Annotated in this window: 22 protein-coding genes; 16 read left to right on the forward strand and 6 right to left on the reverse strand. The window is 45.8% G+C overall.

The features are described from left to right. Positions 1-949: YbfB/YjiJ family MFS transporter (locus B3182_RS04840; protein ID WP_292751756.1), on the reverse strand; the 949-nt coding region annotated here is incomplete at its 3' end. A 201-nt stretch (positions 950-1150) separates the two neighbouring features. On the opposite strand from B3182_RS04840, the gene dsbG reads away from it, so the two are divergent. The 10 genes from dsbG (at position 1151) to B3182_RS04890 (ending at position 8567) form a co-directional block, all read left to right on the forward strand. Beyond that, positions 1151-1912: a thiol:disulfide interchange protein DsbG gene (dsbG, locus tag B3182_RS04845; protein ID WP_292353550.1), complete on the forward strand. Its 762-nt coding sequence runs from the start codon at positions 1151-1153 to the stop codon at positions 1910-1912. Continuing rightward, positions 1912-2712, forward strand: a complete 801-nt coding sequence (locus tag B3182_RS04850) for a TlpA family protein disulfide reductase (protein WP_292353551.1) — start codon at positions 1912-1914, stop codon at positions 2710-2712. Before dsbG ends, B3182_RS04850 begins: the two co-directional genes overlap by 1 nt. A 50-nt stretch (positions 2713-2762) precedes the next feature. Continuing rightward, entirely contained in the window at positions 2763-3554 is a 792-nt protein-coding gene (locus B3182_RS04855) for an SDR family NAD(P)-dependent oxidoreductase (RefSeq protein WP_292353552.1), read from the forward strand. Positions 3555-3633: 79 nt separating this feature from the next. Continuing rightward, the gene (locus tag B3182_RS04860; protein ID WP_292353553.1) at positions 3634-4737 is read left to right on the forward strand and encodes an NADH:flavin oxidoreductase/NADH oxidase; all 1104 of its coding nucleotides are present in this window, start codon (positions 3634-3636) and stop codon (positions 4735-4737) included. A gap of 25 nt (positions 4738-4762) precedes the next feature. After that, the gene (locus tag B3182_RS04865; RefSeq protein WP_292353554.1) at positions 4763-5176 is read left to right on the forward strand and encodes a GFA family protein; all 414 of its coding nucleotides are present in this window, start codon (positions 4763-4765) and stop codon (positions 5174-5176) included. An 80-nt stretch (positions 5177-5256) separates the two neighbouring features. Continuing rightward, on the forward strand, positions 5257-6093 hold the full coding sequence (locus B3182_RS04870) for a 23S rRNA (adenine(2030)-N(6))-methyltransferase RlmJ (protein WP_292353555.1): 837 nt from the start codon (positions 5257-5259) through the stop codon (positions 6091-6093). 102 nt (positions 6094-6195) lie between these two features. Further along, on the forward strand, positions 6196-7182 hold the full coding sequence (locus B3182_RS04875; RefSeq protein ID WP_292353556.1) for a DNA topoisomerase IB: 987 nt from the start codon (positions 6196-6198) through the stop codon (positions 7180-7182). A gap of 164 nt (positions 7183-7346) precedes the next feature. Continuing rightward, the gene (locus B3182_RS04880; protein WP_292353557.1) at positions 7347-7742 is read left to right on the forward strand and encodes a DoxX family protein; all 396 of its coding nucleotides are present in this window, start codon (positions 7347-7349) and stop codon (positions 7740-7742) included. Positions 7743-7827: 85 nt separating this feature from the next. Beyond that, entirely contained in the window at positions 7828-8130 is a 303-nt protein-coding gene (locus B3182_RS04885; RefSeq protein WP_292353558.1) for an MGMT family protein, read from the forward strand. 23 nt (positions 8131-8153) lie between these two features. Then, positions 8154-8567 (forward strand): VOC family protein, encoded by a 414-nt coding sequence (locus B3182_RS04890; protein WP_292353559.1) that lies wholly within the window; start codon positions 8154-8156, stop codon positions 8565-8567. A 50-nt stretch (positions 8568-8617) separates the two neighbouring features. Here the strand turns inward: B3182_RS04890 and B3182_RS04895 are convergent, their stop codons facing one another. Next, positions 8618-9460 (reverse strand): HDOD domain-containing protein, encoded by an 843-nt coding sequence (locus B3182_RS04895; protein ID WP_292353560.1) that lies wholly within the window; start codon positions 9458-9460, stop codon positions 8618-8620. A 94-nt stretch (positions 9461-9554) separates the two neighbouring features. On the opposite strand from B3182_RS04895, the gene alaC reads away from it, so the two are divergent. Genes alaC through B3182_RS04915 form a run of 4 tightly spaced genes read left to right on the forward strand, consistent with a single transcriptional unit; the run spans position 9555 to position 13736 of the window. Further along, positions 9555-10733: an alanine transaminase gene (gene alaC, locus B3182_RS04900; protein WP_292353561.1), complete on the forward strand. Its 1179-nt coding sequence runs from the start codon at positions 9555-9557 to the stop codon at positions 10731-10733. Between the two features lie 10 nt (positions 10734-10743). After that, entirely contained in the window at positions 10744-12054 is a 1311-nt protein-coding gene (locus tag B3182_RS04905; RefSeq protein WP_292353562.1) for a homoserine dehydrogenase, read from the forward strand. Between the two features lie 36 nt (positions 12055-12090). Continuing rightward, positions 12091-13236: a threonine synthase gene (gene thrC, locus B3182_RS04910; protein WP_292353563.1), complete on the forward strand. Its 1146-nt coding sequence runs from the start codon at positions 12091-12093 to the stop codon at positions 13234-13236. 2 nt (positions 13237-13238) lie between these two features. After that, a complete protein-coding gene (locus B3182_RS04915) occupies positions 13239-13736 on the forward strand; it encodes a hypothetical protein (protein ID WP_292353564.1) in 498 nt (165 codons plus the stop codon). Positions 13737-13748: 12 nt separating this feature from the next. Here the strand turns inward: B3182_RS04915 and B3182_RS04920 are convergent, their stop codons facing one another. Genes B3182_RS04920 through rph form a run of 4 tightly spaced genes read right to left on the reverse strand, consistent with a single transcriptional unit; the run spans position 13749 to position 16602 of the window. Then, positions 13749-14045, reverse strand: coding sequence for a hypothetical protein (locus B3182_RS04920; protein WP_292353565.1), 297 nt, complete (start codon positions 14043-14045; stop codon positions 13749-13751). 34 nt (positions 14046-14079) lie between these two features. Continuing rightward, positions 14080-15240 carry a radical SAM family heme chaperone HemW gene (gene hemW, locus B3182_RS04925; protein WP_292353566.1) on the reverse strand — a complete coding sequence of 387 codons (1161 nt, stop codon included), beginning with the start codon at positions 15238-15240 and terminating at the stop codon, positions 14080-14082. Positions 15241-15280: 40 nt separating this feature from the next. Beyond that, positions 15281-15886, reverse strand: a complete 606-nt coding sequence (gene rdgB / locus B3182_RS04930; protein ID WP_292353567.1) for an RdgB/HAM1 family non-canonical purine NTP pyrophosphatase — start codon at positions 15884-15886, stop codon at positions 15281-15283. Further along, on the reverse strand, positions 15886-16602 hold the full coding sequence (gene rph / locus B3182_RS04935; RefSeq protein ID WP_292353568.1) for a ribonuclease PH: 717 nt from the start codon (positions 16600-16602) through the stop codon (positions 15886-15888). The genes rdgB and rph overlap by 1 nt, the downstream gene beginning before the upstream one ends. A gap of 115 nt (positions 16603-16717) precedes the next feature. Here rph and B3182_RS04940 point away from each other — a divergent pair, with 115 nt between their 5' ends. Continuing rightward, a complete protein-coding gene (locus B3182_RS04940) occupies positions 16718-17581 on the forward strand; it encodes a YicC/YloC family endoribonuclease (protein WP_339640137.1) in 864 nt (287 codons plus the stop codon). Positions 17582-17784: 203 nt separating this feature from the next. After that, positions 17785-18846 (forward strand): OmpP1/FadL family transporter (locus B3182_RS04945; protein ID WP_292751759.1); only part of this gene is annotated, 1062 nt, incomplete at its 3' end.

Genomic DNA, 18846 nt, shown 5'->3' on the forward strand with positions numbered 1-18846 from the left:
TCAGGCTGACAATTCCAGCAAAGGTGGCACCAAATAACAACGCGCCAATCACATTGAATAGCAGCGATTCACTGAATAAGGGAATCAGGATAGAAAGCAATATAATCGAATAAGCGGCGATGATGGCACTTGTCTCACCAATGCGCTCAGCCACTTTGTCCCAGATTATGCAGGATGGAATGGCGGCTACCCCCAGCATTACCCAGATAAGATTGCCATGTCCCGACAAACTGGGCATCTCTTCCAGAATCGCAACAATAAATGTCGCACTGATAACATACCCCACGCCAGCACAGGCATAAGCTGCGATCATTAATCGCATCCATTTATTGTTGGGCGCTGCAAAATCAGCAGTGGGAGCCTGTTGCGTTGCAGGTGCCGGCATCAGAAACCAGGCGGGCAGGAAAAATAAAATACCGAAAAGCCCCATGATCAGCCATTGCTCAGCCCAATTGAAATAGGGCGTTATCAGAACAATAACGATCCCAGGTATCGCAATACCGAACCCTAAACCGGAAAAATGAATACCTAATGCTGATTTGTAACCATTTTGTTTGAGCCAGCCCATCACAAATCCTGCTGCCAGAATTATTCCCGCAGTACTGGTCAGGCCACCAATAAAGCGCAAAATACTCCATAAAACAATATCCGTGGTAACAGCCATTAAGACCGTGCTTAACACCGCCAGAATCAGGTTGATTCGGTAGAACAGGAACTTGATTTTGAGGCTGGTTAAAAATGAGATCAACACCACGCCTGACAGGTAACCAATGTAATTAAATGTGGCCAGCCAACCTCCGCTTAATGTGTCCAGTGAGGTTTCATTTAACATGATAGGCAAAAAAGGCGTGTAGGCAAAACGGGCAATGCCGACGGTTAAAATCAAAGCACAGATCCCAGCCAGAATGACCTGATGTCGGGGGGAGAGTGGAAATCGATTTGTGCTCATAACCAGAATATTACCTGCGGTAAGTTAATGCCCTACCTTTTACCATAAGTCTTTATTGGATGTGTTGTCGTGATAATTTCAAATAGCGATGTATAAATAAATACAGAGCATTTTTAATTGAAAGATTGTCATCTGCACTATTAATCCCCACTTAATCCTTCTGAGTTACAGTTTCAACGCAAATGCCTTCCGGAGTTATGAATGAAGAAAATTATCGTCCCTGTAGTCTTATTGGTTATCGGATTTGGCAGTTATTTTGCCTTGGCAGAACAACAGGAACCCGAGGTCATCAGCTACATCAAACAGCAGGGAGTGACCATCATTGACAGTTTTGAAACTCCTGCAGGATTGACTGGGTATGCCGCCAGTGTAGAAGGGCAGCCGCTGAGTATTTATCTGACAGAAGATAAAAAATATGCGGTGATTGGAAACCTGATTAACGCTCAAGGAGACGATTTGGGTCAGGAAGCACTTTATGAACTAGTCAGTGCTCCTCAGAATGAAAAGATTTGGCAGCAACTCGACACGGCTAAGTGGGTATTGGATGGTGATAAAGATGCAAAACGAATTATTTATACCTTTACCGATCCCTATTGCCCGTATTGCCAGAAATTACGTGAAATCGCTGATCCTTACATTGCCAAGGGTGAGGTGCAGTTGCGCCACATTATGGTGGGAATTCTGCAGGAGGACAGTATCAAAAAAGCGGCTGCTATTTTAGGGGCTGATTCACCTGAAAAGGCTTTGCAACAACATATCCAACCTGCCGATAACCCTACAGAAAATATAAATGAAGAGGCGTTAGCAAACGGATCATTGCTGGTAGAGGAAAATAACCTGCTGATGGAACAGCTTGGGTTTATGGCAACACCGACCAGCATTTACAAGGATGAAAAAGGTCATGTGCGGCTGATTGAAGGTATGCCGATGCGTGATGATATCGACAAGCTGTTTGAACAGTGATGTCGATTAATCTCGGACCCTTCGCTTTACCTCTCGAGCCGTTATTGTTATTTGGCTGTGCTCTTTTGGGGATATTGGTGGCATCTGTTCTGGCCAGAAAAAAAGCAGGCTCGGTCACCGATCCATTATTGATGATGCTGTTATTCGGTCTGGTTATCGGACGCATCGTGTTTGTCATTAAATTTGCCGATCAATACGACTCTTTCTGGCAGATGCTCGATTTTCGCGATCGTGGGGTGGACTGGGTGTCCGGCACGATAGCAATGGCACTGTTTCTGTTATGGCAAATCAAACGCCTGCCACAGCAACGTGTTGCCTTGTTCGGGGGAGCCTTATCGATTTTGCTGTTTTTTTCGCTAACGTCCTTATTAATGAATGCAGGTCGGGAACAGGTTTCAATACCCGATATTGCCTTAGAGCAATTGGACGGCGAGCAGATTTCACTGGTTCAAGTGGCTGAAAATAACATTACCGTGGTGAATTTATGGGCAAGTTGGTGCCCACCTTGTCAACGTGAAATGCCTGCCTTTGAAAAGTCAGCACAACAGTATCCTGATATTCGTTTTGTCATGATCAATCAACAAGAGTCAGCTGTAAAAGTGAATGACTTTCTGGCTGAGAATAAGCTGACATTTGAACACGTGCTGCTTGATAAAACCGGCAAAGTTGCCGATAAATTTGATGCCTATGGCTTGCCGGTGACGCTGTATTTTGATCAACAGGGCTCCTTGGTTGAGAGCCATATGGGAGAAGTCTCCGCGGCATCGTTAAGCGCTACATTAGAACGGCTTTCACAGTAATCAGCAAGCAATGAATATCTTGTTTAATTAACGATCTTAGGGGAGTTTTTATGGATCTGCAACTGAAAAATAAAACGGCTTTTATAAGTGGCAGCACGGCGGGCATTGGTTTTTCCATTGCCAAATCACTGGCCGATGAAGGAGCGAATGTTATCGTCAATGGGCGTTCTGAAGCTTCAGTTAAACAGGCTATTGAATCCCTTAAATCGACAGCTAAAGGCAACGTAGATGGATTTGCAGGGGATCTTTCGATAGCGGCTGAAGCCGAGAAACTGACAAAGCAGTTCCCCGAAGTCGATATTCTGATTAATAATCTGGGTATCTTCGAGCCAGTGCCGTTTGAAGAGATAGCGGATGAAGACTGGCGACGTTTTTTTGATGTAAATGTGCTCAGTGGCGTGCGTTTGACGCGAGCCTATCTGCCAGCGATGAAACAACAAAACTGGGGTCGGGTGATTTTCATCTCCAGTGAAAGCGGGGTGCAGATCCCCCATGAGATGATTCATTACGGCATGACCAAGGCGGCTCAGATTGCTATTGCTCGTGGTCTGGCTGAGCAGGTTGCCGGTACCAATATTACGGTCAATTCAGTCTTGCCAGGCCCAACCAGCTCAAGAGGTGTTGAAACTTTCGTCAGTGATCTGGCAGAAAAAGAAGGCCAAAGCATCGAAGCGTTTGAAAAAGACTTTTTTGAACACGTCAGACCGACTTCTTTGATTAAACGTTTTGCCACCACCGATGAAGTTGCCTCAATGGTCTGTTATCTCTCCAGCCCATTGGCTTCAGCGACAACCGGTGCGGCAGTTAGAGTGGATGGCGGGGTTATCAAAAGCGCTTTTTAAAAATTTATCCGATTTCTAACCGTTTCAATATCCAGCCCTAGAAATATTTTTGAATTTTATTCTTTAACAAGAGATTTTTATGACAGCATTGTTTACTGAGTTTTCACTGAAAGATATAACGTTACGCAATCGTATTGCGGTTCCACCGATGTGCCAATACAGTGCCGATGACGGCCATACCAATGATTGGCATCTGGCGCATTACACTCAATTAGCACGCGGTGGAGCGGGTCTGGTGATTGTTGAAGCCACCGCAGTCAGCCCCGAAGGAAGAATTACTCCAGGATGCACTGGCATATGGAATGACGAGCAGGCTGAAGGCATGGCAAAAATTGCTTCGGCTATTAAAAAAGCCGGTGCTTGTGCTGGTATTCAGATTGCACATGCTGGTCGTAAAGCCAGCGCCAATCGTCCTTGGGAAGGCGATGATCATCTTGCTGACAGTGATCCACAAAGTTGGCAAACCATAGCGCCTTCTGCTGTGGCATTTGGTGCTAATTTGCCGAAAGTACCTCAGGCAATGACGCTGGAAGATATAGAACGGGTTAAAGCTGACTTTGTCGCTGCTGCCAAACGTGCCAAAAAAGCCGGATTTGAATGGCTGGAACTGCATTTTGCTCATGGCTATCTGGCACAAAGCTTTTTTTCAATCCACTCTAATAAACGTGATGATCAATACGGTGGCGATTTGGCTGGTCGTAGCCGATTTTTACTGGAAACTTTACAAGCCGTGCGCGAAGTCTGGCCGGAAAATCTGCCCTTAACAGCCCGCTTTGGCGTGATTGAATATGATGGTCGTGATGAAGAAACATTAAGTGAGTCAATTCATCTAACCCGGCAATTCAAACAATCCGGTCTGGATATGCTTAGCGTTAGTATAGGGTTTTCAACTCCTGATGCGGATATTCCGTGGGGACCAGCTTTATTAGCACCGATTGCTGAACGTGTGCGTCGTGAAGCTGACATTCCAGTTGCTTCTGCCTGGGGAATTGATGAACCTAACACGGTGAACCAGGTAATTACGGATAAACAAATGGATTTGGTCATGGTGGGACGTGCGCATTTAGCTAATCCTCACTGGCCGTACCATGCAGCTAAAACCTTAAAAATTGAAGATCCAGCCTGGGTGTTACCTGCACCTTATGCACATTGGTTATCGCGTTATCATGCTCCAGATAGTTAAACATTAAACAAGCGCCAGCAATGCAATGATCACTAAAATAGCAAACACCCAAATTCAGCCTCACCATAAAGGCAGTTGCCATTGTGGGGAGGTTGAGTTTGTTGTGCATTTGCCAAACGGAATAAATGATCCTCGTCGCTGTGATTGTTCCATGTGCCGGAGAAAGGGCGCCATCGCAGCCTATGTTCCATTGTCGGCTCTACAAATTACCAAAGGAACCGATAAACTATCGATTTATCAGTTCAATACGATGACGGCAAAGCACTATTTTTGTTCAATTTGCGGGATTCATACTCATCATCAAACCAGAGCAAATCCTGAACTCTATGGCTTTAATCTGGCCTGTCTGGAAGGTGTAAACCCTTTTGATTTAGGTGAGGTGAGAGTGAATGATGGAATCAATCACATTTCGGATCAGCAGACTGAATTAAACCCTTAAGAAAATTGTTTTGCCAAAGTGGCTAGCTAAGCGTAATTTGCTGCTACTTAATTTACTCTCTCCACTAATCAGGATTTATCTTGTTAAGCTACCGCCACTCATTTCATGCCGGCAATTTTGCCGATGTGCTTAAACATATTGTGCTGATTGAGATTTTGCAGCATCTGGCTAAAAAAGATAAAGCCTTTGATTACATAGACACCCATGCTGGTGCGGGGCTTTATCATCTGGCTTCGGCTCATGCAGAAAAACTGCAGGAATATCAAAATGGTATTGCTAAATTAAACCGTTCTGACTGGCCGGAACTGGCTGCATATTTTGCGGTAATTGAGGCGGTGAATAGCGGAAAACCGCTGGAATATTATCCGGGTTCCCCATTTATTGCCATGCACTGTATGCGGCGTCAGGATCGAGCCTGGTTATATGAGTTACATCCGGATGATGCGGGTCTGTTACTGCAAAATACCCAGAAGGTTAAGCGGGTTCGGGTTATGCGTGAGGATGGTTTAAAAGGCCTATTGTCGTTATTACCGCCTGTATCAAGACGTGGACTGGTGTTGATTGATCCATCTTACGAAATCAAATCGGATTACGATTTAGTATTTCAGACCATTGAAAAAGCCTATGCCAAATTTCCTACCGGTACTTATGCCATCTGGTATCCGGTAGTGGAACGCAGCAGAATTAGCCGATTGGAAAAACACTTTATCAAGAGTGGTATCAAAAATATTCAACGCTTTGAGTTAGCGATAACAGCTGATTCGGATGAGCGTGGTATGACCTCCTCCGGCATGATAGTGATTAATCCGCCCTGGCAACTAATCGATACCATGAGCCAGTTACTGCCTAAATTGGTTAATGCATTAGCGGTTGATAGTGGGGCTTTTTATAAAAGTGAAGTATTGGTAGCCCAATAAGTTATAGCCGCTGACCAGGCTGACATAATCTGCATTAAAGTCATAAGTCATCATCTCATGCCATGATAGCGCCGAATTTCGTCTTACGGATGTGGAGTTATTATGAGCAATCCGGTCATTTACAGAAAACCCCATGGCAAAACGTTCAGTTATTGTTATGCCAATGGCAAAACTGTTAAAAATGCTGCTTTAAAACGCTGGATAAAAAGTCTGGCCATTCCGCCGGCATGGCGGGAAGTGGAAATCCAGCAGGATCGTGATGCCAAGGTACTGGTGACCGGCCGGGATAAAGAAGGTCGCAAACAATATATCTACAACCCGGACTGGGTTGAAACTGCCAGTGAGCAAAAATTCAAACGCATTTTACGTTTTGCTGAACAGCTGGAAACCATGCGGCGGGTAACCGGCCAACATATTCAACGAAGACCAATTGATCAGACTTCTGTTTTAGCCTGCATGACACGTATGTTGGATGACGCTTTTTTTCGTCCCGGCAGTGCCAGCTATACCCGACAGAATCAGACATACGGTTTGACGACGTTACGGGCCAAGCATATGACCATTAAGGATGATCGTGTGGAGTTCGACTATGAAGGTAAAAGTCATCAGCAGCAGTTTCGCACAGTGACTGATGAACAGGTACGTGAGGTGCTGATAGCGCTGGAGAATATGTCCGGTTATGAATTATTTGATATTACCCTGCCCGATAAAAGCCGTAAAAAAATAACGGCACAGGATTTGAACCAGTACATCTCCGATGTGATGGGGGAGGATTTTAGTGCTAAGGATTTTCGTACCTGGGCAGGAACAGTTTTGATGGCGGTAGCTCTGGATAAATTGGGGCCAGCTGAAAATGAAAAGCTCAGCAAAAGTAATATTGTCGAAGCAGTGAAAAACGTTGCTGAGAGGCTTGGCAATACACCCGCCGTATGTCGCAGTAATTACATCCATCCGCAAGTGATTTTGCAGTATGAGAGTGGTCGTACACTGGATTATTTTCGCCGTCAGTTCAAACGCTATCGAGGCAAATATCTCAGCCTGGATGAAAAAGCCACGATGAAGCTGTTAACAGTGTTGATTAAACATTAAAACCGCTAAGCCAGTCGATTAAAAGGCTGTTTATAGACTTCGGCTCGCTGTGTATTTTGTCAGAATTACTGCTAACATCCTCTGAGTTCTGTCGAAGAACTATTAAACGTTTTATACCTATAATCAATAATTTAACTATTAATTCAGTCTAAGGAGAGAGAGCAATGGAAAACTTTTTTATAACGTGGCAACCACGTGTGTTGAGCATCTTACGCATCGTCACAGCTTTTATGTTTATGCAGCATGGTGGTCAAAAGTTATTTGGTTACCCAGCCCCACAGCGGAATGAGTTTGATTTATTTACCCTGTCTGGTGTGGCCGGCGTGCTTGAACTTGTCGGTGGTTTTTTAATCCTTATTGGCTTGTTCACCAGACCGGTAGCCTTTATTTTGTCAGGCCAGATGGCGGTAGCGTATTTTATCGCTCATTCCCCTCAGGGATTTTGGCCTTTATTAAATAATGGTGAATTAGCCGCTTTGTTCAGCTTTATCTTTTTATATCTGTTTGTTGCGGGTGGCGGTGCATGGAGTGTTGATAATCTCGTCAAGCGTAACCCTTAACATCCATTATTATCGCGATAACAACATTTTCACATTCATCGGCTTGAAAAGCCGATGGTTGTGAAGATGGCTATGTAGAAAATGCATGTCTGAACTGGATGAAATAATTTGGCAAGTGGTTGCTGCCATCCCCATAGGCAAAGTGATGACCTATGGACAGATAGCCAAACAATGTGGTTATCCTGGTTATGCGCGCTATGTGGGCAGTAGCTTAAAAAAATTACCAGAGGATTCCTCTTTACCATGGCACCGGGTAATCAATGCGCAAGGGGAAATTTCTTTTCCGCCGGACAGCGAAGCTTATCAGCAGCAGAAAGCTTTACTGCAATATGAAGGTGTTCAGTTTCAGGGAAAACGAATCAGATTATCGGTTTATGGTTGGAAATGATTAAGCGCCAAAGGAGCAGATAGATGAAGCCCTATATTTCAATGATTACACTGGGAGTTGATGATTTACACCGATCCATCAGGTTTTACCAGGACGGCATGGGGCTGCATACCGAAGGCATTATTGGGGAAGAGTTTGCCCAGGGTACGGTGGCATTTTTTGATTTGCAGCCAGGTTTGAAACTTGCTTTATGGCCGCGACAAAGTCTGGCGGCAGATGCCGGATTACCGTTAACTGCAACAGCGACAGCGATGAGTCTTGCTCACAATGTTCTTAATGAAACTGATGTGGATGCCATCATGCAGCAGGCATCTATGGCGGGTGCCACGATAGTAAAGTCCCCACAAAAAACATTTTGGGGTGGTTATGCCGGTTATTTTCAGGATCCGGATAGCCATTTATGGGAAATTGTATGGAATCCAGATTTTTTGCCTTAAAAAAAGCTATCCGAAGATAGCCTTTTTAATAATCTGCTGCAGATTTGTTTTTACATATTCTGGAAAAGTGCCAGAGCAGCGGCATATTCTTCACTGTTTTCATCCAGTTCAACCACACTGATACCCGTATCAATATTCAGTTTACGGAAAGCGAGAACCTTGTCGCGCGTGTTGGGATCCAAAGCTTTGCTGGTATTAAAGTAGCTTTGTAAATTGGCTACCTGAACTACGTCAGTCAGATCGGGGCCGTTTTGACTATTACGATTAAGGTTTGCATGTTCAGCGGCGACGGTTATCAGATTTTCCGGAAAATCCCAGCTGCGCAAAATAGCTTCGCCGATTTTTGGATAAAGGTTGTCAATGAGTGTGTCCAGACGACGGGTATCTTCCAACAACTCAGGAGTGTCGGCGGCTTTCATCAGAATAGGCAGCGCACCTATCTCATGTATTAACCCCGCCAGCATTGCTTCATCATTCGCAATATTAGGCTGCTTGGAAGCAATGACCTGACTTGCGGCAGCGACCTCGATACTATGCTGCCAGAGGTCTCGCATACGTTTTTCCAGCTTTTTATTGGTCGGACGGAACATCTGTTCCATCACCAGACTGGTCACCAGGTTACGAACCATTGGAATACCCAGTCGAGAGACCGCCGTCTGCACCGATTCGACCTCAACCCTGCCTCTATATAGAGGACTGTTGGCGACTTTTATCAAACGGGTTGATAAGGCCGCATCGGTCGTAATGACCTCAGCAAGCTGCGCTGCAGAGACATCCGGATTGTTGGCAACTTCACGAACCTTGAGGGCAACCTCAGGCAATGTGGGCAGTACCAGTTTTCCTTTTTGGAGATCATTAATGATCGTCGTGTACAATTGGTCTTGTTGACTCATATTAATCCACTATATTAAATCAATTTGAAGTGTGAATGATTTTCAGTTATTTTGCTTGGTTTGCCAACCGTTTTAGCTAATAGCAGGTGCTCAGTTGAACGACGAATTTCCCAGAATCAAGCGTCTTCCGCCATACGTTTTCAACATTGTAAATGATTTGAAGGCAAAAGCGCGTGCGCGCGGCGAAGATATTATCGACTTTGGCATGGGGAATCCGGATAAACCGGCACCAGCGCACATTGTGGAAAAACTCGTCGAAGCGGCACAGCGTCCTGATACCCACCGATATTCTGTTTCCAGAGGTATTCCACGTCTGCGAAAAGCGATTTGTGACTGGTATCAGCGTAAATATGATGTGACATTGGATCCTGACTCAGAAACGATAGTCACTATTGGTTCAAAAGAGGGCCTGGCGCATTTGGCACTGGCAACGGTGGGCCCGGGCGATGCGGTTTTAGTGCCAAACCCGGCTTATCCGATTCATCCTTATGGTTTTGTGATTGCCGGTGCGGATATTCGTCATGTACCGCTAACCCCGGATGTTGATTTTTTTGCCGAGCTGGAAAAGTCGGTTAAAGATTCATGGCCAAAACCTAAAATGCTGGTGTTGAATTTCCCAGGCAATCCAACCACCCAGTGCGTTGATCTGGATTTCTTCCAGCGGGTTGTTGATTTTGCCAAAGAGCATCAGATTTGGGTTATTCATGATTTGGCGTATGGTGAGATCACCTTTGATGGTTATAAAGCGCCTTCCATTTTGCAAATCCCTGGCGCAAAAGACGTTGCGGTTGAGTTTTATACCTTATCCAAAACCTACAATATGCCAGGCTGGCGCGTAGGCTTTATGTCAGGCAATCCGACATTAGTTGCGGCATTGGCCCGAATGAAATCCTATCTGGATTACGGCATGTTTACCCCGATTCAGGTAGCCGCCATTACGGCTCTGGATGGTCCACAGGAATGTGTGGCAGAAATTGTCGAAACCTATAAACAACGTCGTGACGTGTTGTGTGACGGGCTAAATGCGATTGGCTGGCCAGTGGAAAAACCTAAAGCGACCATGTTCGTCTGGGCCAGAATTCCTGAGCAATTCCGTGAAATGGGTTCGCTGGAGTTCAGTAAGAAATTGCTTAAAGAAGCTAAAGTAGCTGTATCGCCAGGCATTGGTTTTGGTGAATATGGCGATGACTATGTGCGTTTCGGACTGATTGAGAATCAGCACCGTACCCGGCAGGCAATCCGTGGTATCCGTGACATGATGAAAAAAGGGTAGGGGGCAAAAAGTGCAATCAGTCAAAATTGGTATTCTTGGCTTAGGCACTGTTGGTAGTGGTACTGTCAGTGTTTTAAAGCGAAACTCAAAAGAAATAAGCCGCCGTGCAGGCCGTGGAATTGAAATTTTGCGTGCCGCGGATAAAAATCTGGATTCAGCTAAAAGCTGTGATTTGAACGGCATTGATTTAACGGATGATGCGTTTTCAGTGGTCAATGACCCGGAAATTCAAATCATTGTTGAGTTAATTGGTGGTACCGGTATCGCCCGAGATTTAGTGATGCAGGCAATTGAAAACGGTAAACACGTCGTCACTGCCAACAAAGCCTTAATCGCAATGCATGGCAACGAATTATTTGCCAAGGCGCAGGAAAAAGGCATCACGATTGCTTTTGAAGCCGCCGTTGCTGGTGGCATCCCGATTATCAAGGCTATCCGTGAAGGTCTGGCCGCTAACCGTATTGAGTGGCTGGCAGGCATTATTAACGGAACTGGTAACTTTATCCTGACGGAAATGCGTGATAAAGGCCGTAACTTTGCCGATGTTCTGGCTGAAGCTCAGGCTTTGGGCTATGCCGAAGCCGATCCGACATTTGATGTGGAAGGCATTGATGCAGCACACAAGCTGACCATCATGGCGTCGATTGCATTTGGTATTCCTTTACAGTTTTATAAAGCCTATACCGAAGGCATCAGCAAAATTTCCCAGGAAGATGTGCAGTACGCAGAAGAATTGGGATACCACATCAAACATCTGGGGATTGCCCGGAAAACACCTCAAGGTGTTGAACTACGAGTTCATCCGACATTAATTCCAAAACGTCGTCTGATTGCCAACGTCAATGGGGTAATGAATGCCATCGTCGTGAAAGGCGATGCAGTTGGGCCAACCTTGTATTATGGTGCTGGAGCAGGAGCTGAACCAACTGCTTCTGCGGTAGTAGCAGATATTGTTGATATTGTTCGTGCGCTGACTACTGACCCGGAAAATCGGGTGCCACATCTGGCCTTCCAGCCTGATTCATTGAAAGATACACCGATTTTACCGATGTCTGAGGTCATTACCTCTTATTATTTGCGGATTAACACAGAAGATAAGCCGGGTGTGTTAGCCGACATTACTCGTATTTTCAGTGAGCAGGACATCAATATTGAAGCGATCCTGCAAAAACAACCGGAAGAAGAAGAGGGCACAGTGCCCATCATTATGCTGACCCAGCCGGTGGTTGAAAAAAATATGGATGAAGCGATTGCCCAAATCGAAGCATTGGATACTGTCAAACACGCGATCATGCGTATCCGCATGGAATCGCTGGGCTGAAAAAACGCCCGTTAAAGAATTAAAGAGGAACTACTTATGCCATTTCGTCCACGTTATACCGGCCTGATTGACCGTTATCGTGACCGTTTGCCGGTCAATGATGACACCAGACTGATCAGCCTTGGTGAAGGTAATACACCATTATTGAAATTGAACAATATCCCTAAGTTAATTGGCAAAGATGTTGATATCTACGTCAAATATGAGGGATTGAATCCGACGGGGTCTTTCAAAGATCGCGGTATGACCATGGCCGTGACCAAAGCTGTTGAAGAGGGTAGTAAAGCCATTATTTGTGCTTCTACCGGTAATACGTCAGCAGCAGCGGCTGCTTATGCTGCACGTGCTGGTATCACTGCTTTTGTTATTATTCCTGATGGCAAAATTGCCCAGGGTAAACTCGCTCAGGCTATGATGCATAACGCAGTGGTTATCCAAATCAAAGGTAACTTTGATGAGGGGATGCAACTGGTTAAAGACGTTGCAGAGCATGCTCCGGTCACCATTGTAAATTCAATTAATCCTTATCGTTTGCAAGGTCAGAAAACTGCTGCGTTTGAGATCATTGAAGAGTTAGGTCGTGCTCCGGATTATCACTGCCTGCCAGTCGGTAACGCCGGTAATATCACCGCCCATTGGATTGGCTACTGTGAGTATTCATCAGCCAGTGGCGATCATGTCACTGAAGCCTGCGCTTACTGTCATGGCAATTGTAAATATGCAGGTGGCGCGATTGTTGGTAACCGTCCGAAAATGGTGGGTTATCAGGCGAATGGCAGTGCACCGTTTATGCGTGGTGCGATGGTAGATGATCCTGAAACAGTCGCTACCGCGATCCGTATTGGTCATCCGCAAAGCTGGGATATGGCCTGGAAAGTGAAAGAAGAGTCACAGGGCTGGTTTGATGAGTGCTCTGATGACGAAATATTGGCTGCCCAGAAATTATTGGCCGAAAAGGAAGGGATTTTCTGCGAACCCGCTTCCGCAACTTCAGTCGCCGGCGCATTGCGGGATATTCAATCTGGCAAGATTCCTGAAGGCAGTACCGTTGTTTGTACGTTGACAGGTCACGGTCTGAAAGATCCTGATATTGCTATCAAACAAAGTAGTTCACCAGTCATTACTGTAAATGCTACATTAGACTCAGTACGCGAGGCGATTATCAACAACTTGGCCAGATAAATATGACTGAAATGATGGCACCACAGGATCATGAAAGAGCGGCAGCCAGAATGCCGCACGATATCTTTTTAACGAACCTGATTGCGAATCATATTCTGTTGTTCACGGCGATTGCTGCAACAGGGAAGAGTTATTTTGAGTTTATCGTATTGGTGCCGTTGTTATCATTTTCGTTTGTTGGGTATACCTTTATTCGCTCCAGCAGAATCAAACGTGAAGACAGTGAGTTTGTCTATATTCACTGGCAAATCGCCCGCCGCTGGAGTTTCTTCTTTGCCATAGTGTTATCCGTCGTGGTGACTGTGGCAATATTAGGCTGGTTAAGTTACACCTACTTAGGACTGATGAAAGAAGCCGCTTTTGCCTTGGTAGGTGGACTAAGCTTTTTACCGACCCTGGTCAGTGTTTTGATATTGATCGTGATTGAAATGGAATCACTGCATCATGCCAGAGTGGGCACCTTACCAGAGTGGGCAAAACGGCGATTTCAAGGAGTTTAAGCTATCCTTGTGTTACTCGGATTTCCGCTGAACCACCGAGTGGATCACCAGCTGATTTTCAAAATACACATCAAACTGTGGATATTGCCAGCGAGTAATTGCCGGTGTGCCTTTTGGCGCGTATTTCTGCTCTGCTATCCCATATTTTTGTTCAACCTGTTGCATTGTCATGCCCCGAGTAGGACGCAAGATACCTGACTCACTGTTAGGCGTTTTATAAGTCGGTTCGGCAATTGATAAAGTGTCCGCCTGTATTGGCAAGACCATAAATAAAGACAATCCAGTTGCCAGGAGATGGCGTTTCAACATGATGGTAGCTCCCTTAACGACCTGCGCCAGCATATTATTGCGGCAAAAATAATTCAATTAAACTGTTTAAATACCGTTGACCCAACTCGGTAGGTCTAATCCACTTAACCGAATAATCAATCAATCCGCGTTCCTCGGCTTCAGCTAATGGTTTTTTAATGGTCGCCAGCGGTACACCACACTGCTGCATAAATAACGATGTTGCAAAACCGTCCGTTAAACGTAAGGCATTAAGCATAAACTCAAAACCGATTTCATTAATGCCAACCGGTTCCTGTTTCATAACACGTTGTGCACTATTGACCTTGTCCAGGTAAGCTTGAGGCTGTTTTTGTTTAACCAGCCGCTCAATCGACTGCGTGGCGGCACTGGTTAATTTACTATGAGCCCCGGCCCCAATACCCAGATAATCACCAAACTGCCAGTAGTTGAGATTATGGCGGCTCTGACGACCATTTTTTGCATAGGCAGAGACTTCATATTGCAGATAACCGGCCTCGGCCAGACGTTGTTGATTAGCAATCTGCCAGTTATCAATCGGTTCGTCATCAGGTAATTGTGGGGGAGACTGATGAAACAACGTATTAGGTTCAATGGTGAGCTGATAATACGAAATATGTGTTGGTTCTAGGGCGATGGCTGTTTCTACATCTTTTCTGGCGAGTTCAGCCGTTTGTTTGGGCAAACCAAACATCAGATCCAGATTGAAATTATCAAACCCCGCCTGGTGGGCAATTTCGGCTGCTCGAATGGCTTGCTTTCCATCATGAATCCGGCCTAATGCGGTTAATGAATCACCATCAAAGCTTTGTATGCCAATCGATAGCCGATTAATGCCAATAGCACGATAGTCTGTAAAACGTGCTGCTTCAAAAGTACCTGGATTGGCTTCCAGGGTGATTTCTGCATCGGCACGGATAGGTAATAACGCACGTAAGGCAGAAAATAAACGGTCATATGCTTCTGCACTGAACAGGCTGGGGGTGCCACCACCAATAAAGATTGTCTGGATAGTGCGTCCCCAGACCAACGGCAGATCCTGCTCAAGATCCCGGATAAGCGCATCGATATAGGCCTGCTCAGGAATCTCGTCTCCGGCCTGATGTGAATTAAAGTCACAATAGGGGCATTTGCGTACGCACCATGGCACATGGATATACAGGCTTAATGGCGGCAGAGCAGTAAAATTAAACATGGTTGTACCAGCTGGGAATGATTTAAATAACTAGCAACCGTTAGGGTTGATGACGGGTATATTTAAATTCTTCCATAAATTGACGCATGGCTTTGCCGCGATGGCTGATTGCATGCTTCTGTTCCGGCGAGAGCTCGGCCGCAGTACAGTCTGTTTCAGAAACCCAAAACACCGGATCATAACCAAATCCTTCATCGCCGAGCGGTGATTGCAAAATTTGCCCCTGCCAGCTGCCCTGACAAATCAGTGGTGTTGGATCTTCTGCATGACGCATAAACACCACCACACATTGGAATCGTGCTGTGCGTTCCGTTTCCGGAACGTCTTTCATCGCCTCCAAAAGGGCCTCAATATTGTCCGTATCGGAGGCATCCGGTCCGGCATAACGTGAAGAATAAATTCCCGGTGCACCATGCAAAGCATCGACTTCAATCCCTGAATCATCTGCTATTGCCGGTAATCCCGTGTATAAAGCGGCATTGCGAGCTTTGATAATGGCATTTTCCACGAAGCTGAGGCCGGTTTCCTCAGCCTCAGCAACATTCAGATCAGATTGCGCAATAAGCTCCAGACCAAGTGGACTGAGGATCTGCGATAATTCACGCAGTTTTCCAATATTACCGCTGGCCAGAACGATTTTAGACATCAGTCTGCCAATGCCTCGCGTTGTTTGATCATCAATTGTTCAATCCCAATAGCAGCCAAATCCAGCATGGATTGTAATTCATCTGCTCTGAAGGCATGGCCTTCCGCAGTCCCCTGTAGTTCAATATATGCGCCTGCATCATTCATGACAACATTCATATCGGTTTCAGCCGTTGAATCTTCAGCATAATCCAGATCCAGTACGGCTGTACCATTGTGAATCCCAACGGAAACAGAAGCGACCTGACCATGTAACGGGCTTTTTTTGATTTTACGTTTTTTAATCAGATAATCGATCGCATCCTGCAGCGCTACAAAGGCGCCGGTGATGGAGGCCGTGCGAGTGCCGCCATCGGCCTGAATAACATCACAATCAATGGTAATCGTGCGTTCACCCAGCGCCTTTAGATCAATTGCTGCCCGTAAAGAACGACCTATCAAACGCTGGATTTCCATGGTACGGCCACCTTGTTTACCGCGGCTGGATTCACGTTGCATACGTGAGCCGGTAGAGCGTGGCAGCATGCCATATTCGGCCGTGATCCAGCCTTCGCCCATCCCCCGTAAAAAGGGTGGAATACGCTCTTCAACAGAAGCAGTACATAGCACTTTTGTGTCACCAAACTCGACCAGTACGGAGCCTTCCGCATGTTTTGTGTAATTGCGGGTGATGGTGATCTCACGAAGTTGATCAGGTTGTCGGCCACTTGGACGCATCTGTTCTATCCTTTACTAAAAATACGATGATTATACTGATGCATCTCAATTCCCGCGTGCTTTTTACCTTTGGTTTTCGTTAATATGGGGGCTTAATAGCTATAGGAAAACCATTGTGATACGAAGCATGACCGCCTTTGCCCGCCATGAGCAAGTAACTGAACTCGGCACTCTGATCTGGGAAGTCAGATCGGTTAATCATCGTTATTTAGAACTCGCTTTGCGACTGGAAGAATCATTTCGACCTCTGGAAATGGACATCCGCAAAATTTTTGCCGAGCGTATGGCACGTGGCAAGATCGAAGCTAGCCTGCGATATCATCCTTCCCAACAGCAAAACGCATTACATATCGATGAGAACCTGGCGCAATCAGTGATAGATGCCTGTGAGCAATTAACCCAAATGGCCAAACAAGCTTTGCCGATTGATCCTTTGCGACTGTTGCAATGGCCTGGTGTGGCAGATAGTGAACAGGTCGATTTAACCGCACTGAAGCAACAGGCCATGGATGCTCTTGATATGACGCTTGCAGACTTTATCAGTGGCAGAGAAAGAGAAGGGCAGGCCTTGGCTGATATGATCCTGCAGCGTTGTGAAGAAATATTGCAAATTGCTGAAGCGGTGAAACTTCGTATGCCCGAGATTCTCGAACAACAACGGCAACGTCTGTTACAAAAAGCTGCTGAACTGGAAGTGACTCTGGAACCGGAACGACTGGAACAGGAAATTGTGTTGATCGCCCAGAAAAGCGATGTGGCTGAAGAGCTGGATCGCTTACAAAGTCATGTAGATGAGGTCAAACGTGTACTGCAGCGTGATGAACCTGTCGGTCGCAGGCTCGACTTTCTGATGCAGGAGCTTAATCGAGAAGCCAATACCCTCGGTTCGAAATCCATTGATACCGACACCACACGTTATTCAGTTGATCTGAAAGTACTAATAGAACAGATGCGAGAACAAATCCAGAATATTGAATGATTCACAATGTGAACGAACTCTCCTGGCAGTTAACTGGCCGCCAGGGTTTTTGTCATTGTTGGATTAATAGCATTATCCCCCCCTAAAGAAACCATGCTTTCGGCCGTTACGGACGTGTATCTTCAGAACGCTCATGATGAGGTTTTGCCTGCAAAAGGGCTCAAAGGGATGAATGAAACGAGCACCTGTTCTATGAGCATCGAATGAAAAAAATAACTGTTTGCTTCCTGGGTCTTTTTGCTGGCACCAGCCATGCTACGAATGGTATCAATCTGATTGGATTTGGCGCCGAATCTACATTAATGGCTGGGGCAGATATTGCTGTGGCACGTGATACCACTGCGCTCAATACCAATCCGGCCGGACTGACTCAAATTAAAACCAAACGTTTTGATGCGTATGGTTCATTACTGCGGATTACTGATTTGTCGCATGAAGATCAGTTTGGTAATGATAGACATGCAAGTAACCTCTATACCGGATTAGGCGGCATGGGGTATGCACAAAAACTGGAAAATGTGGCATGTACGGTGGGGGGCGGACTGTTTGCACAAGGCGGTTCTGGTGGCGTATTTGAAAATATGCAAACCGCTTTTGCAACAGAGGATGAATACTCGGGTTTGTTTGCTGTGGGCAAACTTACCGGTGGCGTAGGCTGTGAAGTCAATGATAAATGGTCAGTCGGCGGCAGTTTTGGCCTGGTCTATGCGCAGGCTGAACAGAAGATCTTCCCTGATACCTCAGCACCGCCTGCATTTGCGGGAATTGAGATAGACGACGCGACCAGTTTACGCACCAGCTTTAAATTGGGTATTCAGTATCGGGCAACTCCCAAGCTTACGCTGGCAGCCAGTTATACCGGTAAAACAGAGCTGCCGTTAACCGATGGTGAACTTAAACTTAATATGACAGGTGCTGGTCTGGGGGTAGTCAAGTACGATGATGTTTCGTTGAAAGGTCTGGCCTTGCCTGAAGAAATCGGGGTGGGCGCCGCCTATCAGATGAATGAAAAACTGTTACTTTCGTTAAAAGTTAACTGGTTGAACTGGTCTGACGCGATGAAAAAAACCGAGTTACGAGCGACCGATCCCTCTGTTGCCGGTTTACCGGATATTAACAGTACCTCAACTATGAACTGGAATAACCAACTGGTGTTTGCCACGGGCATGGCCTATCGCTATAACGACAAACTGACGTTATATAGCGGCTATAACTATGGGAAAAACCCGATCCCAAAAGAACATACCAATCCTGTTGTGGCGGGG

This window comes from Methylophaga sp. UBA4204 (genome assembly GCF_002379485.1).
In the GTDB taxonomy this organism is placed as follows: Bacteria; Pseudomonadota; Gammaproteobacteria; order Nitrosococcales; family Methylophagaceae; genus Methylophaga.

Coding starts and splice junctions, on each gene's coding strand:
- dsbG (WP_292353550.1), top strand. CDS start 1,151: ATGAAGAAAATTATCGTCCCTGTAGTCTTATTGGTTATCGGATTTGGC.
- B3182_RS04850 (WP_292353551.1), top strand. CDS start 1,912: ATGTCGATTAATCTCGGACCCTTCGCTTTACCTCTCGAGCCGTTATTG.
- B3182_RS04855 (WP_292353552.1), top strand. CDS start 2,763: ATGGATCTGCAACTGAAAAATAAAACGGCTTTTATAAGTGGCAGCACG.
- B3182_RS04860 (WP_292353553.1), top strand. CDS start 3,634: ATGACAGCATTGTTTACTGAGTTTTCACTGAAAGATATAACGTTACGC.
- B3182_RS04865 (WP_292353554.1), top strand. CDS start 4,763: ATGATCACTAAAATAGCAAACACCCAAATTCAGCCTCACCATAAAGGC.
- B3182_RS04875 (WP_292353556.1), top strand. CDS start 6,196: ATGAGCAATCCGGTCATTTACAGAAAACCCCATGGCAAAACGTTCAGT.
- B3182_RS04880 (WP_292353557.1), top strand. CDS start 7,347: ATGGAAAACTTTTTTATAACGTGGCAACCACGTGTGTTGAGCATCTTA.
- B3182_RS04885 (WP_292353558.1), top strand. CDS start 7,828: ATGTCTGAACTGGATGAAATAATTTGGCAAGTGGTTGCTGCCATCCCC.
- B3182_RS04890 (WP_292353559.1), top strand. CDS start 8,154: ATGAAGCCCTATATTTCAATGATTACACTGGGAGTTGATGATTTACAC.
- B3182_RS04895 (WP_292353560.1), bottom strand. CDS start 9,460: ATGAGTCAACAAGACCAATTGTACACGACGATCATTAATGATCTCCAA.
- thrC (WP_292353563.1), top strand. CDS start 12,091: ATGCCATTTCGTCCACGTTATACCGGCCTGATTGACCGTTATCGTGAC.
- B3182_RS04915 (WP_292353564.1), top strand. CDS start 13,239: ATGACTGAAATGATGGCACCACAGGATCATGAAAGAGCGGCAGCCAGA.
- B3182_RS04920 (WP_292353565.1), bottom strand. CDS start 14,045: ATGTTGAAACGCCATCTCCTGGCAACTGGATTGTCTTTATTTATGGTC.
- hemW (WP_292353566.1), bottom strand. CDS start 15,240: ATGTTTAATTTTACTGCTCTGCCGCCATTAAGCCTGTATATCCATGTG.
- rdgB (WP_292353567.1), bottom strand. CDS start 15,886: ATGTCTAAAATCGTTCTGGCCAGCGGTAATATTGGAAAACTGCGTGAA.
- rph (WP_292353568.1), bottom strand. CDS start 16,602: ATGCGTCCAAGTGGCCGACAACCTGATCAACTTCGTGAGATCACCATC.